This is a genomic window from Nocardiopsis sp. LDBS1602, from assembly GCF_035818715.1.
In the GTDB taxonomy this organism is placed as follows: Bacteria; Actinomycetota; Actinomycetes; order Streptosporangiales; family Streptosporangiaceae; genus Nocardiopsis; species Nocardiopsis alba.
Genome location: NZ_JAYLVW010000006.1, coordinates 56,277 through 71,986, shown reverse-complemented (window position 1 = coordinate 71,986; position 15,710 = coordinate 56,277). Strand labels below are relative to the sequence as shown.

Annotated in this window: 8 protein-coding genes; all 8 read left to right on the top strand. The window is 71.4% G+C overall.

Features of this window, described 5'->3' with window-relative positions; all coding sequences use genetic code 11:
- The first annotated feature begins 81 nt into the window (after positions 1-81).
- The 8 genes from U9J66_RS18460 to U9J66_RS18425 all read left to right on the top strand — a co-directional run bounded on the left by U9J66_RS18460 (position 82) and on the right by U9J66_RS18425 (position 15,662).
- Positions 82-1,017, top strand: coding sequence for an LLM class F420-dependent oxidoreductase (locus tag U9J66_RS18460; protein ID WP_042283322.1), 936 nt, complete (start codon positions 82-84; stop codon positions 1,015-1,017).
- A gap of 379 nt (positions 1,018-1,396) precedes the next feature.
- A complete protein-coding gene (gene acnA, locus U9J66_RS18455) occupies positions 1,397-4,120 on the top strand; it encodes an aconitate hydratase AcnA (protein ID WP_014913034.1) in 2,724 nt (907 codons plus the stop codon).
- Positions 4,121-4,250: 130 nt separating this feature from the next.
- Entirely contained in the window at positions 4,251-6,209 is a 1,959-nt protein-coding gene (locus tag U9J66_RS18450; protein WP_326338255.1) for a hypothetical protein, read from the top strand.
- Complete coding sequence (locus tag U9J66_RS18445) at positions 6,199-7,482, top strand: hypothetical protein (RefSeq protein WP_326338254.1); 1,284 nt, start codon at positions 6,199-6,201, stop codon at positions 7,480-7,482. Before U9J66_RS18450 ends, U9J66_RS18445 begins: the two co-directional genes overlap by 11 nt.
- Before the next feature lie 90 nt (positions 7,483-7,572).
- Positions 7,573-9,603: a hypothetical protein gene (locus tag U9J66_RS18440; RefSeq protein WP_161110074.1), complete on the top strand. Its 2,031-nt coding sequence runs from the start codon at positions 7,573-7,575 to the stop codon at positions 9,601-9,603.
- Complete coding sequence (locus U9J66_RS18435) at positions 9,593-10,909, top strand: hypothetical protein (protein ID WP_326338253.1); 1,317 nt, start codon at positions 9,593-9,595, stop codon at positions 10,907-10,909. The genes U9J66_RS18440 and U9J66_RS18435 overlap by 11 nt, the downstream gene beginning before the upstream one ends.
- Positions 10,910-11,036: 127 nt before the next feature.
- Positions 11,037-13,283: a protein kinase domain-containing protein gene (locus tag U9J66_RS18430; protein ID WP_326338252.1), complete on the top strand. Its 2,247-nt coding sequence runs from the start codon at positions 11,037-11,039 to the stop codon at positions 13,281-13,283.
- Positions 13,284-13,499: 216 nt separating this feature from the next.
- Positions 13,500-15,662, top strand: a complete 2,163-nt coding sequence (locus tag U9J66_RS18425) for a serine/threonine protein kinase (RefSeq protein WP_326338251.1) — start codon at positions 13,500-13,502, stop codon at positions 15,660-15,662.
- Positions 15,663-15,710 lie beyond the last annotated feature (48 nt).

The window sequence follows — 15,710 nt, the reverse complement described above, 5'->3', positions numbered from 1 at the left end:
CACCGTCCTGACCACGCCTTTTCGACGGTACCCGCGCGGCGGTTCCGAAGTTGCCGGTCAGGGTGGGAGAAAATGGGGCGTATGCGTCTGAGTATCTTCCTTGAGCCCCAACAGGGGGCCACCTACGAGGACCAACTCGCCGTCGCCAGGGCCACGGAGGACCTGGGCTTCGACGGGCTCTCGCGGTCCGACCACTACCTCCACATGGGTGATCACGTGAGCGGGCTCCCCGGCCCGACCGACGCCTGGATCACCCTGGCCGGACTGGCCAGGGACACCTCTCGTATCCGTCTCGGCACCCTCATGACCGCGGCGACCTTCCGTCATCCCGGCCCCCTCGCGATCGCCGTCGCCCAGGTCGATCGCATGAGCGGTGGGCGGGTCGAGTTCGGCTTCGGCGCCGGATGGTTCGAGCAGGAGCACGCCGCCTACGGGATCCCCTTCCCGGCCTCGGCCCGTGAGCGTTTCGACCGCTACGAGGAGCAGCTCGACATCATCACAGGGTTGTGGTCGACCCCGGTGGGGGAGACCTTCCGGTACGAGGGGCGGCACTATCGGCTGGCGGAGGGGCCGGCGTTGCCCAAACCGCAGCAGGGGCCGCGCCCTCCGGTGGTGATCGGGGGGACCGGGCCCAAGCGGACCCCGCGTCTGGCGGCCCGGTTCGCCGACGAGTACAACGTGCCCTTCTGCTCCGTGGAGGAGACCGCGGCGGCCTTCGGTCGTACGGCGGAGGCGGTCCGTTCGGCCGGACGCGCCGCTCCGATGGTCTACTCGGCGGCGCAGGTGCTGTGCGTGGGGCGTGACGAGGCCGAGGTGGCCCGGCGCGCCGAGCGCATCGGGCGCGAGGTCTCGGACCTGCGTCGTGACGGCCTGGCCGGCACGCCGGACGAGGTGGTGGACAAGATCGGCCGGTTCGCGGCGGCGGGTGCGGAGAGGATGTACCTACAGGTCCTGGACATGGCCGATCTGGACCACCTGGAGCTGGTGGCCTCCGCGGTGGCTCCGCGGCTGGACTGAACCGGTTCCGGAACCGGGGGTGCCGGAGGGCTTCGGGGAGGCACCCGATAACTTGATATCGAGATACAAGTTGGATACCTTGACATCAAGATATAGCGGGGCTCCCCCGGCCCGCTCCCGACCCGGGCGTGTGAGGTCGACCGCGTTTCGACACACGGGCCCGAGTGGGTGGGCGTGCGCGGCCAGCGAGCCGCGCGACCGGCGGCGATGTGGCGTCGCCGCAGGTCAAAGCGGCCCTGAGGGGTTCTCGAAGGGGTAGGGCGCAGGAGGGCGCTCCACGTTCTCCGGGAACCCGGTCAGGGCGGCCTCAGTAGGTCCCGCGTTTTTGCCATAGGGCAGGATGCTGGGGACAAAGTGGCGAGATCAGGAGGCAGACACCGTGTCCGCGAACAGCTTCGGCGCCCGTGACACGTTGCGCGTTGGCGACGAGTCGTATGAGATCTTCCGGTTGGACGCCGTCAAGGGCGCCGACCGACTTCCCTACAGCCTGAAGGTGCTGCTGGAGAACCTCCTGCGCACCGAGGACGGCGCGAACGTCACCGCCGAGCACATCACCGCTCTGGGCAACTGGGACGCCAAGGCGCAGCCCAACCAGGAGATCCAGTTCACCCCCGCCCGGGTGATCATGCAGGACTTCACCGGCGTCCCCTGTGTCGTCGACCTCGCCACCATGCGCGAGGCCGTCCGCGACATGGGCGGCGACCCGGACAAGATCAACCCGCTCGCCCCCGCCGAGCTGGTGATCGACCACTCCGTCGTCGTGGACCTCTTCGGTCGTCCCGACGCCTTCGAACGCAACGTCGAGATCGAGTACGAGCGCAACTACGAGCGCTACAAGTTCCTGCGCTGGGGCCAGACCGCCTTCGACGAGTTCAAGGTCGTCCCGCCCGGCACCGGAATCGTGCACCAGGCCAACATCGAGCACCTCGCTCGCGTCACCATGGACCGCGGCGGCCAGGCCTACCCCGACACCTGTGTCGGCACGGACTCGCACACCACCATGCAGAACGGCCTGGGCATCCTGGGCTGGGGCGTCGGCGGTATCGAGGCCGAGGCCGCCATGCTCGGCCAGCCGATCTCCATGCTCATCCCGCGCGTGGTCGGCTTCAAGCTGACCGGTGAGCTCAAGCCCGGCACCACCGCCACCGACCTGGTGCTCACCATCACCGAGAAGCTCCGCGAGCACGGTGTGGTCGGCAAGTTCGTCGAGTTCTACGGCGAGGGCGTCTCCTCGGTGCCGCTGGCCAACCGCGCCACCATCGGCAACATGAGCCCCGAGTTCGGCTCCACCGCCGCGATCTTCCCGATCGACGACGAGACCATCCGCTACATGCGCCTGACCGGCCGCTCCGAGCAGCAGGTCGCGCTGACCGAGGCCTACGCCAAGGCCAACGGCTTCTGGCACGACCCGGCCAACGAGCCCGAGTTCTCCGAGTACCTGGAGCTCGACCTCGCCGAGGTCGTCCCCTCCATCGCCGGCCCCAAGCGCCCGCAGGACCGCATCGCGCTGTCCGAGGCCAAGCCGACCTGGCGTCACGACGTCCGCAACTACGTCGCCGACGAGGCCGACGAGGCGGGCGAGGAGTCCTTCCCGGCCTCCGACGCCCCGGCGCAGAGCGCCAACGGCGGCCGTCCGCACCGTCCGGTCCCGGTCACCCTGGCCGACGGCACCGAGACCGAGATCGATCACGGCGCCGTGGTGATCGCCGCGATCACCTCGTGCACCAACACCTCCAACCCCTCGGTCATGCTGGGCGCCGCCCTGCTGGCCAAGAAGGCGGTGGAGAAGGGCCTGAGCCGCAAGCCGTGGGTCAAGACCTCCATGGCCCCGGGCTCCAAGGTCGTCACCGACTACTACGAGCGCTCCGGCCTGACCCCGTACCTGGACAAGCTGGGCTTCAACCTGGTCGGCTACGGCTGCACCACCTGCATCGGAAACTCGGGCCCGCTGCCCGAGGAGATCTCGCAGGCGGTCCAGGACAACGACCTCGCGGTCACCGCGGTCCTGTCCGGCAACCGTAACTTCGAGGGCCGGATCAACCCGGACGTGAAGATGAACTACCTGGCCTCGCCGCCGCTGGTGGTCGCCTACGCGCTGGCCGGTTCGCTCGACGTGGACATCACCACCGAGCCCCTGGGCCACGGCAAGGACGGCGAGCCGGTCTACCTGGCCGACATCTGGCCGACCGCCGAGGAGATCCAGGAGGTCATGGACAGCGCCATCGCCTCCGACATGTACCAGGACGCGTACTCGGACGTGTTCGCCGGTGACGACCGCTGGCGTTCGCTGCCCACCCCGACCGGCAACACCTTCGAGTGGGAGGGCGAGTCGACCTACGTCCGCAAGCCCCCGTACTTCGAGGGCATGGGCGACACGCCCGCGCCGGTCACCGACATCACCGGGGCCCGCGTCCTGGCCAAGCTGGGCGACTCGGTCACCACCGACCACATCTCCCCGGCCGGCGCCATCAAGCCGGGCACCCCGGCCGCCGACTACCTCAAGGCGCACGGTGTCGAGCGTCGCGACTTCAACTCCTACGGTTCCCGTCGTGGCAACCACGAGGTGATGATCCGCGGCACGTTCGCCAACATCCGTCTGCGCAACCAGATCGCGCCGGGCACCGAGGGCGGCTACACCCGCGACTTCACCCAGGCCGACGCCCCGGTGTCGTTCATCTACGACGCCGCGCAGAACTACGCCGAGCAGGGCACCCCGCTGGTCGTCCTGGGCGGCAAGGAGTACGGCTCCGGTTCCTCGCGCGACTGGGCGGCCAAGGGCACCCGCCTGCTGGGCGTGCGCGCGGTCATCACCGAGTCGTACGAGCGCATCCACCGCTCCAACCTGATCGGCATGGGCGTCCTTCCGTTGCAGTTCCCGGAGGGCTCCTCGGCCGACTCCCTCGGCCTGACCGGTGAGGAGACCTTCTCCATCACCGGCGTGACCGAGCTCAACGAGGGCCGCGTCCCCGAGACGGTGAAGGTCACCACCGACACCGGTGTCGAGTTCGACGCCGTGGTGCGGATCGACACCCCCGGTGAGGCGGACTACTACCGCAACGGCGGCATCCTCCAGTACGTGCTGCGTCAGCTGATCGCCGAGTAGTCCCTTCGGTTCCACCGGCGCCCTCGGGCACCGGATCGGATCCTCGGGCCACCGCCGTCACACCGACGGCGGTGGCCCTTTTCGCACCCTTGGTCCTCATATGACCAATGTGGGTGGCTAAGATCCGGTCATGCCCCCGACCCTCATCCCCCGGTCCGGTCGCCTTTCGATCATCGTGTCGTGCGCCTTCCTGTCCCTTCTCGCGGGACCCTCCGACGCGAGGGCGGAGGCCCTCCATGACATCGGTCCGGCCGAATACGTCGCCGACCTCCTGATCGCGGAGCCCGAGGGCGAAGCGGTCGTGATCGGGGACATGCTCGCCGGCACCCACGACCTCGAGGACACGGCCGATCATGTCCGTGATCTCTTCTCCGACCTGGGCGTCCCCTTCCACGTCTACGCCTCGCCGTCGATGCCCTACACCTATGAGGGGAGGGCGTTCCTGTCGGAGGTGGCCGAGCGGGTCGGAGCCGACGGCCTCTACGTGCACATCGCCGACGGTTCCCCGAGGGTCAGGACGGTGGCGGTGGGGGTGGACACGCCGGTGGAGGACGTGGACGGCCTCGTCGGGGCGCGTGCCAGGGGCGAGGAACATTCCTCCATCGAGACGATCGCCGAGATCTACGTGGAGACCCTCCTGGACCCGGCGTTGGAGGAGTGGGCCGAGAACCCCTGGCACGTCCCACCTCGAGATCCGCTCGATGAGGAGGGCGGGGACCGCTCCTCGTCGGGTCTCCTCGACCCGGATCGCCCCGGCGCCTCCGCCGACGCGGGTCTCCTCGTCGGGACGGTGGGAGGGGCCCTGATCATCCTGGCCGTGGTGCGGGTCCGTGTCCTCCGGCGTCGTTATCGCGCGTCGAAGGAGGATCTTCCCGGGACCGGCGCCGTCGTGGGAGCGGTCGCCGTCGCCGCCGTCCTCGCCATCGGGGCGGGCGCGGCGACGTCCGGGGCCGTGCTCGGGCGGTCGGAGAACCCGGCGTCCGTCCGGAGGCTCTCCTCCCCTCCCCACGTCACCTCCACGGAGCGGATCGACCGGATCGTCGAGGGGTGGGGCGACACACCGTTGTACGTCGACCCCCACGTGCGGGGGGACCGTATCGGGCTGACGCGGATCGGCGCCGGGTTGGAGGAGGGGACGGTTCCCGTTCGAGCGGCTCTGATGGTCCAGCACGGGTCCGACGAGTCCGCCGGCGTGCCCGATGTCCTCGCCTACGCGTTGGCGCACACCTATGGGGAGGAAGGCGTGTACGTGGTCTTGGACGTCATCGGCGGGAGGGTCGGAACGGCCTTCGTCGGCGCGAGGCCGACGGGGGAGGGCTTCGACTGGTCGCCTCCGAGGCCGAGCGACCCGGACGGGGCCGCCCTCGCCGAGAGCCTTCACGGCCTCGCGGACGCCTTCGGAGACACCGTGCCCGACCCGACGGTGGAGCCGAGGGTCCCACCCGAGGTGGAGGAGCGGATCGCCCGTTCACCCGATGTTCCGAGGGGACCCGGACCGGGGTTCCTCTCCGACGGCCTGCTCCCCGGGCTGTTCGTCGTCGGTCCGCTCCTCGGAGCGGCTCTGAGCGCGGCCCACCTCTTCGGGACACGGCTCGTGCGAAGGGCCGTGCCGATCCGGGGGCGACGCCTGCGCGCCCAGGCCGAGCGTGAGGCCCGACGGATGCTGGAGGACCTGGAACGGGCGCCGAATCGGACCCCGGGACTCTCGGAGGCCACGGCCGAGGCGGACGTGGCCCTGGCGGCTCTCCATGGAGACCCGGACGACCTCGACCTTCTGGGCGTCATCGTGTTGGCGCGGCGTGCCCGAGGACGTCTATCGGGGACGGTCTCCCGCCCCTCCGTGTGCATGCTCGACCCTTTGCACGGCCCCGCCGAGGGTCGAGGGAGGCCCCGGCACACGAGGCGGCGGATTCCGCTGTGCGCCGAGTGTCTACGGCTTCCTGAGGAGGAGAGGGTCCCTCTTCTCCTCCGTATCGGGTCGCGGATCGTCTTCCACGGAACGGCCGAGCGCGTCTGGGGCCGGACCTGGTACGGCACGCGGGAAGTACTGGAAAGGCACATGGTGGAGGAGGAACGCGTTGCGCGTTGAACGGGCCCTGGCCGTCCTGTCGATGGTCGTACTGCTGTCCGGGGCGCCGGTCGCCGCGGCGGCCGACGTGGACGAGGCCGAACGGATCGCCCGAGGTCTGGTGGAGAACGGTCCGGTGCACATCGATCCGGCCTACGCCGACGACGTCTCCGGGAGAACGATCCAGGAGATCGAACGGCTCATCCTCGAAAGCGGTCTGCCGATCCGGGTCCTGGCGATCCCGTTGGGGGTGGAGGGGGAGGAGTACTGGCAGGGTGACGCCGAGCGGCTGGTCGCCGACGTGCACGGACTGATCGGTGACGACGGCCATTACCTGTTCCTTGAGAAGAACAGGTCGGTCGGGATCGATTACGTCGGAGAGCTCAGGGAGCCCTTCGGGCACGCGTACTACGCGGTCAGAATGGCGGAGGAGGGCTTCTACACGTCGCTCTCGTTGGACGATCGGCTGTGGGAGATGGTGGACTACGCCGTGCACTCGGACCCGGAGGAGCTCTACGAGAAAACGCGCCTCCATGAGCAGGAGGCGGCCTCTCCTCTGGAACCCTCTCCTCCGGAGTTTCCGGCCCCGGTCGACGACACGTCCACGATGCCGCGCGGGCCTTGGATCGGCGTGGGAGCGGGTGTCGTCGGGGCGTCGCTTCTGGCCGGCGGTCTGCTGTACCGCTCCCGGCGGAGAACGCTCGTCCCTCCGAGCCGCGCCTCCTTCGACAACGCGGCCCACACCCGACACGAGGTCCTGGCGGAACGGGCCGAACGGGAGTTGGTCGAGGTGGGCGAGCGGATCACCCGGGCCAGGGCCCGAGGCGAGGTCGGTCTGACCTTCCTGGAGAGGGCCTTGGAACGGAGGGGCGCCGCCCGCACGATCCTGGAGGGGGCCGGAACGGAACCCGCGATCGAGGACCTCGTGGGCGTGCTCGTCCTCCTCGACATGGCCGAGGACGCCCTGGCTCGAGCCCGCGGTGTGCGCCCGCCCGATGCTCTCGCACCGCGCCACTGTTACGCCGATCCGCTGCACGGTACCGATACGGTCGAGACCGACTGGCGGGGGTTGGGCGGAAACGAGACGCTCCGGGTGCCCCTGTGCCCCTCCTGCGTGGAATCGGTGCGGGAGCGACGGCGCCCCGACTCCCTGCATGTGGAGCACGAGGGGGGGAGGGTCCCCTACCACGAGGTGCCCGCCGAGCGGAGCCTGTGGTCGGCGACCGGTTACGGGGCTCTGGCCGACGATCTGGTCGAGCGGATCCGGAGAGGGGAGCACCGGACCCGACGGTGAGACGGTCGGAGTCGTCCGGATCCACGGTGGGTCGAGTGCGTTCGGGCAGGTGAGGGACGGTCGCGGATGGTCCCTCGGTATGCTCTGCGCATGCCCGAAGTCCCCACGAAACCCTCCGAACCCTCTTTAAGCGCCCTGCTCGCCGCGCCCCTCACGACCCTGGCCCTCGTCCTCGTGTTCCTCGTGGGCTGGCCCACCGCCGCGATGGCCGATACCGAACCGGCCTCTCCGGCGGCGTACGTCGCCGACCTCATGGCCGAGCAGCCCGAGGGTCGGGCCGTCGTGGTGAACGACCTGCTCGCCGGCGAGTACGACCTGGAGCGGTTGGAGGAGGAGGTCCGGGCCGAGTTCGATCGGCTGGACGTCCCCTACCACGTCTTCGTCGGCACGGACCTGGTGAACCTGCGACAGCGGGGGTTCGTCGCCGCCCTCCAGGACCGGGTGGGCGAGGCGGGGCTCTACGCCTACCTGAGCGAGGGGAGCGTGATCGTCGACGCCTCCACGACGGCCGGTGTCGACCTGCCGATGGACGAGGCGAACACGGTCATGGTCTACGACGGCCCGGAGTACTCCGATCCCCTCCCCGTGGTGGCCAAGGCCTATGTCGACGCCCTCCTGGACCCCGAGGTCGCCGAGCACGCGGAGCGGGCCCGCCAGGCCTCCTACGACGAGGACGGGGGGTCGACGAGCGAGGACCGCGCCTCGAAATGGCGCGAGTTCGTCGATGACATGGACCCCGACTCCGTCAACGGGCCGGAGAACGCCGGGACCCTGGCCGGGATGCTCGGTGGGACGGTCCTCGGGGTGGGCGGCGCCTGGGCCGTCCTGGTGTGGCGACGTCGGGGCACCGGAAGGCCGCCCGTGGGCTCCCTGTGGTGGGCGGGCGGTTCCGTCGCGGTCGCCGGGGCCATCGCCGTCACCGGCCTGCTCCTGACCGTGCTGCCCGAGGCCGGACCTCGTGAACGGGCCTCGGAAGCGCTCGACGAGGCCCTGTCGTCCCCGCCCTATGTCCTCGCCACCGACCGGGTCGACCGGGTGGTCGATGGGTGGGACGACGATACGCGGGTGTTCGTCGATCCCCTCACCCCGCTGAGTCCGGAGGCGGGGGAGGAGTTGGCGGACGCCGTCGCCGACGCGAGCGTCCCGGTGTACACGGCTGTGGTCCCCCTCGACCGCGACGACGAGTCCGAGGGGGACGCCGAGGTGCTGGCCCACGCGCTCGCCCACACCTCGGGCCGGGGCGGTGTCTACGTGGTGGTCGACGGTCTCCACGGCGGGGTCGGGACGGCTCTGCTGGGGGTGGACGCCGGTGTTCAGGTGTGGGACCTGAACGTCTCGATGAGCGAGCTCCCGGAAGGGGCTCCGGTGACCGCCGCGGCCCTGGAACTGCTGGACCGCCTCGGGGAGGCGCGTTCGGCCCCCGGCGTGGCACCGACGGTGCCCTTGGCCGCCGAGTTCCACGCGGACGCCGCCGACGATGGAGAGCCCTCCACACGCGCGGAGCGTTACCACGCGGAGGGGCTATGGCCCGGACTGCTCATCCTCGGGCCCATGATGGGCGCGCTCCTCTGGTTCGTGTGCGCGGGCGTGGCCCTGCTCCTGCCCTGGTCCGTCCGGTGGACGCGGGCCACCCCCGGTCGGCGTCTGCGCCCCATGGCCCGGCGCGCGGCCGACCGTGCCGTCGCCGCGCTCGACGCCGCAGGCGACCACCCCGAGGCCGACCGCGCGGTGCGGGACCTCGACACCGCTCTGGTGGTGCTGGGCGAGAGCCCGGACGAACTGGATCTGGTCGGGGTGATCGTCCTCGCCCGTCGCGCCGCTCGACGCCTGGAGGAGGCGGAGGGGCGCGCGGACGGACCCGTGTGCATGGCCGACCCCCTGCACGGGCCTGCCGAGGGAAGGGGGCGTCTGCCCCGCTGGGACGGGGGGAATCCGTTGCCCCTGTGCCGGGGCTGTCTGCGCAGGCGCCCCGAACGGCGCGTCCCGCTCCGTGTGCGCGCCGGTGGGAGACGTTTCGTCCCCCACCTGACGCTGCGGGAGCGCACCTGGGTCTCCTCGCGCTACGGCACGAAGAGGCGATTGACCGGAGAGAGCCTGTTGGAGGAGAGCCGTGCCCGTTGACACCCGACCGGGGATCCGGAGACCGCTCGGCCTCCTCGCCTCGCTGCTGATCGTCCTGTCGGGCCTGGCGCCCGCCCCCGCCCACGCCGAGAGCACCGCGGAATCCTCGGCCGAGATCATCGCGAACGCGCTCCGTGAGTCCCCCGTGTACGTGGACCCCGTCTACTCGTCGGTCCTGTCCGAAGAGGCGCGGGCGGAGGCGGTCGCGGCCATCGAGGAGAGCGGCCTGCCGGTGCGCGTCGTCCTGACGCCGCTGTTGGCGGGTGACGACTGGGACGGCGACGCCGCGGCGCTGGCCGCCGCCGTCCACGACCGTATGGGCGGGGTCGGCCACTACCTCGTACTGGAGGGGGACTCGTTCCGGGGACAGGACCTGCCCCCGTCGGCCGACGGTTCCCCGGATCTGCGCGCCCACTACGCGGCCCTGGCCTCCTCCTACGCCACCGAGTTCGACGGAAGCGTCGGGGAACGGATGGAACGGGCGGTGGAGTTCGCCGTCTCCGACGATCCCGAGGCCGTCTACGAGGAGTACGTGAGCGCCTACGAGGACTCTCGGGAAGCGGCCCCCGAACCGGCGGGGAACGCCGAGGCGTCGGACACCGAGAGCCCGGAGGGCACGGCGGCGATGTGGCCCTGGGCCCTGGGGACGGTCGCCTTCCTGGCCCTGCTCGTAGGCGGATACCTGCTGTGGACCCGGCGTCCCACCGCGCCGAGCATGCCGCAGCACGCCGCCTTCGCCAACGCCTCCCAGGCGCGACGGGAGGGTCTGGAAAGACAGGCCGAACGGGAGCTCATCGAGGTCGGAGAACGTCTCGGAGCGATGGAACCGGCCACGGGCACCGACGCGTCCCTCTCCCTGGGGCGGGCCCTGGACGCCCACGACGCGGCCCGAAGAGTCGCCGAACACCTGGAGGAGGGGTCCCTCGCCGACGTCGTCGGTGTGCTGGTCCTGCTCGACCTGGCCGAGGACGGTCTCGCCGCGGCGGGCAAGGGCCGCCGGTGGAGCGGGGCCGACCGGCGACGGCACTGCTACGCCAACCCGCTCCACGGGACCGGGACCACCGACACGGACTGGCGCCAACTGGGGGCCACGCGCAGCGTCCGGGTCCCGCTGTGCGGCGGATGCGTCAAGGCGGTGCGGGGGCGGACCCGGCTCGCGGCCCTGCAAGTGGAACACGAAGGACGTTCCGTTCCCTACTATGAGGTGCCCGCGGAGGAGAGCGTCTGGGCGGCCACCGGTTTCGGTTCCCTCTCCGACGACCTCGTGGAACGGATTCTGCGCGGCGAACGCTCCGGACGGCGATAACGGGCCGACATCGGTTCCCCTTCGGACGGAACCCCTTCGGGGTACGGGTGGTCACACTCCTGTGACACCCTGGCAGGGCCCGCGATGACGGGCGGGCGACGGTGACGATCGAGAGACGGGGCGGGCTGTGGACGATCCCCAGAACCAGGACACGCGGGAGCGCGTGGTCGGCGGCTATCGGCTGCTGAGGTCCCTGGGGCGCGGCGGGTTCGGTGAGGTGTTCCTCGGTGAACGCGAGGACGGCACCAGGGCGGCGGTCAAGCTGCTGCACGCGAGTTGGGCGGGCGACGAGGGTATGCGCCGCCGTTTCACCGCGGAGGTGGAGCAGGCCCGGAGGGTGAGCGGGTTCTGCGTGGCGGCGATCCTGGACGCCGACCCAGAGGCGGAGCAGCCCTGGATCGCCACCGAGTTCATCGACGGTCCCACTCTCCAGGCCTCGGTGGAGGCCGACGGGCCGCGTACCGGCGTGGAGCTCCAGCGTCTGGCGGTGTCGTCGGCGACGGCGTTGGCGGCGATCCACGCGGCGGGCGTGGTCCACCGTGATCTGAAGCCGGACAACATCATGTTGGCGCCGGACGGCCCCCGGGTGATCGACTTCGGGATCGCCCGGGCGGTGGAGGCCACCTCCGTCACCGCCAGCGGCGTGGTCGGGACCATCGGCTACATGGCCCCCGAACAGTTGGAGGGGGCCCGCCTGACCGAGGCCGTGGACGTGTTCTCCTGGGCCGCCGTGATGGTCTTCGCGGCGACCGGGCGGGAGGCCTTCCCCGGCCCCACCCAGGCCTCCCGGATCGCCCGCATCCTGAGCGGAGGCCCCGACCTCGACGGGTTGGAGGGCCCCTTCGCCGAGATCCTCCGCGACTGTCTGGACAAGGACCCCGAGGCCCGGCCCGACGCCGCCACCCTGATGGGCCGACTCATCGCCGGCCCGCTCGTGGACGGCGGCCACCGGAATCCGACCCGGGGCCCGGAGGGGAACGACGCCACCACGGTCACCCCCTCACCCGACGCCTTCACCCGGGTGGGTGTCGACCCCACGCGGGTCGCCCCGCCCTCGAACGCCGACGCCGCGCCGGTGGACCCCACCCGGGTGGCGCGGGTCGACCCGACCAGGGTCGCGGGAGCGGACGTCCCCGCGGCCCACGCCGCACCACCGCGCTCGCTCTCCCAGGCTCCGCCGCCCTCGGGGCCGCCCCTCCTCCCGGAGCGGGCCCCGGACACGGCCGAGCCCTACCGTTCGGCCCCGCGGTCCCACACCCCGGTCCCGGCCCGGGGCGGGACGCTTCCGCCCTACCACTTCGCCGGAGCCCGCTTCCACGACCCGGGCTCCCTGGCCGAGGCCATGCGCGAGGACTGGGGCGCCGCGGTCCAGATCTTCAACAACCCGGCCGAACGCGCCGTCCTGGGCGCCTGGATCATGGACGACCTGCGCGACACCACCGTCGACCGGGCCCTGTTCCGGCGGGACGTCCGTGACGCCAACCTCGCGGTGGCCTCCTTCATCGCGCAGAGCCGCCCCGACCTGCCCCCGACCTTCCGAGGGCGGGACGCCTCCATGGAGGGCCTGCGCGCCCTGTTCGCCGACCCGCGCCCCCTGCTCACCGGGGCTCCGCTGGCCAACGAGATGGCCCTGTTGGCCCGCCCCGAACTCCTGCGGATCCTCGACGCCCACACCGGCCCCGAGGCGGGCGCCCACCGCAGGCTGGCCGAGGACCTGGACCGGGCCGAACGGGTCGGCACCGCCCTGTACGAGGAGCTCTCCCGAGAACTGGAGGGGTGGCGCTCGACCCACTCCACCGTCAACCCGGCCCTGGTCATGGCCTTCCTGCTCCACCCGGAGCTGATCGTCCAGCCCGCCGACGGCGGTGACGGCGGGGTCGCCGAGTGGATCGACATCCTCTGGCGTCGGGTGATCGCGGCCGACCTCCCCGACTCCGCCGGGTACGCCGCCGCCGTCCACGGCGCCATGAGCACCGTCCAGGCGCTGGCCCGCCAGCGCAGGTACTGGGAGGAACGCCACTCCCAGGTCTCCGGGACCCATGAGGCCCTGGAGGAGAAGGTGCTCTTCCAACAGCGGATGCAGCGGGCCGCGCGCTGGTGCAAGTACGCCATCGTCGCCCTGCCGATCGGTTTCGTCCTGAAGTTGGCCGACGGCGGCGGTTTCGGAGAGTTCCTCTTCGGGCTCGGACTGCTCGCCCTGGTGGCGTCCCTCAGCATCAACGTCACCAACGCGATCATGTGCGGTAACGCCGCCCGGCGGGCCCAGCGGGTCATGGAACTCCACAACTCCCGCCAACAGCTGCCGCAGTTGGACTCGGGGGTCGGACGCATCCGCGCCGACCTGGAACGGGCCAGGCGCATCACCTCAGGCTGACCACGACACCCGCCCGAACACCGTTCGGGCGGGTGTTCCTTCGGTCGGCCCTCTCGGACCTTTCGTATCGGAGCGCCCGGTACGGTTCCGCGTCGGTCGGTGTCCCCCTGGAGCACGGACGGGAGACGACGCCCGGAACCTCCGAAGGCGCTCGGCCGCGCGACCCTCTCGCGCGGTCCCCCCCTGAAAGAGCACAACAGGAGAAGAGGCCGCTTCGTGAACGAGACCACGGAGAGGGTCGACCCCGGACGTACGGTCGGCCGCTACCGGTTGCTCCGGCGGCTGGGCCGCGGCGGGTTCGGTGAGGTGTTCCTCGGCGAGGACGAGGACGGATCCAGGGCGGCGGTCAAGCTGCTGCACGCGAGTTGGGCCGCCGACGCGGACATGCGGCGCCGCTTCGCCGCGGAGGTGGAGCAGGCCCGGAGGGTGAGCGGGTTCTGCGTGGCGGCGATCCTGGACGCCGATCCCGACGCCGACGAGCCCTGGATCGCCACCGAGTTCATCGACGGTCCCACCCTTCAACAGGCGGTCACCGAGGACGGACCCCGCACCGGAGCGGACCTTCAGCGTCTGGCGGTGTCGACGGCGACGGCGTTGGCGGCGATCCACGCGGCGGGCGTGGTCCACCGTGACCTGAAGCCGGACAACATCATGTTGGCGCCGGACGGCCCCCGTGTGATCGATTTCGGGATCGCCCGGGCGGTGGAGTCCACCTCCGTCACCGCGAGCGGGATCGTCGGAACGGTCGGCTACATGGCTCCGGAACAGTTGGAGGGTATGCGGATCGGAGCCCCGGTCGACGTGTTCTCCTGGGCCGCCGTGATGGTCTTCGCGGCGACCGGGCGGGAGGCCTTCCCCGGCCCCACCCAGGCCTCCCGGATCACTCGGATCCTGTCCGGGGAACCGGACACCGGCGACCTGTCCGGGCCACTCCTGGAGACGATCCTGGCCTGCCTGAGCAAGAACCCCAAGGCACGACCGCAGGCCCGGGACCTGCTCGGACACCTGGTCGCGGGCTCGGCGCCGAGCGGTGTCGCGCCCACGAAGACGGAGGGGGCGCCCCCGCCGGACCCGACCCTGTCCTATACCCGGATGGAGCGGCCCGACCCGGTGGCCGGGCCGGAGGCGGCGCACATGGCCCCGCCTCCCCCGTCCGGAGGACACCGGACCCCGCCGCCCAGGGAGGAACGGTCGACCCCGCGGCCCCCGCATGGGGAGGGAAGGGCCGATTCGGGGGCGTGGGGAGCCTCGAGCGGCCCTCGGGGCGGGGTGCCGCCCTACCATTTCGGCGGGACCCGCTTCGTCGGTATCGAGGAGCTGGCGGCGGCCTTCCAGAGCAACTGGGTCGAGGCCCTGCGGGTCTTCGCCGACCCCGAGGAGTTCGCGGCCCTGGGCTCCTGGGTGATGCACGACCTGGGCGACACCAGGGTCGACCGGGCCCTGTTCCGTCGTGAGGTACGCGACGTCAACCTCGCCCTGGCCACCTTCATCGCCGAGGCGGCCCCGGAGCTGCCGCCGAGGTTCCGCGGTCACGACGCCTCGATCAAGGGGCTGGCGGCGCTCTTCCACGACCCGACACCCCTGGTCAGCGGGGACCCTCGGGCCAACGAACTGATCATGACGGCCCGGCCACAGGTCCTGTTCCAAATGTCCCGGCACGGGGGCGGGGACTCCGCCCACCTCGCCTCGTTGGCGCGTGACGTCGAACGCGCGGAACGCGCGGGGCTGGACTTTCAACGGGAACTCATCGAGAACCTGGACGGTTGGCGGGATGTGCCGGCCCGGGTCGATCCGGCGTTGGCCCTGGTGTTCCTCCTGCGTCCCGAGACCGTGCTCGCCCCCGATCCCGGGGCCGGGGCCGGCCCCGAGACCGGAGCGTGGATCCGGGCCCTGTGGTCACGTGTGGAGGCGACCTCCGGCGCGGACCGCGCCGGAAGCGCCGCCGCCGTCTACGGTGTGCTGGGGGTCATCGTCTCCATGACCGGACAACGCCGTGAACTGCTCAGGGAACTCGAGGCGCGCAAGGGGGAGCAGCGACACCTGGTGGAGCGTGACACCTGGCGATCCAGGCACGACACGGCTCTGCTGTGCCTGCCCCTCCTGGCGATCGCCTCGTGTGGTGTCGGCGGTGGTGCGGCGGCCGGGCCGAGCCCGGGGCTCGGAGGGTTCCTCTTGACGGTCGCGGCCCTCGCGGGCTTCGCGTTCATGGTCCTGCTGGTCGTCCGCATGGCCGAGGACGGCCGTGTCCGGAGCGCCGAACGGCGCAGGTCGAACGTGTTGCCCACGGTGTTGCGCCACACCGGGCAGGCTTTGCGAAGGATGGATCAGGACCTGGAGAGGGCGCGCCGGATCTGCTCCCGGCCGCACACCGGGGCCTGATCCGAACGCGAGGAGCCCCCTCCCGGACCTCTTCCGGAAGGGGGCTCG

Bases quoted from the DNA above. Each gene is read 5' to 3' on its own strand.
- U9J66_RS18460 (WP_042283322.1), top strand. From the start codon at position 82: ATGCGTCTGAGTATCTTCCTTGAGCCCCAACAGGGGGCCACCTACGAG.
- U9J66_RS18450 (WP_326338255.1), top strand. From the start codon at position 4,251: ATGCCCCCGACCCTCATCCCCCGGTCCGGTCGCCTTTCGATCATCGTG.
- U9J66_RS18440 (WP_161110074.1), top strand. From the start codon at position 7,573: ATGCCCGAAGTCCCCACGAAACCCTCCGAACCCTCTTTAAGCGCCCTG.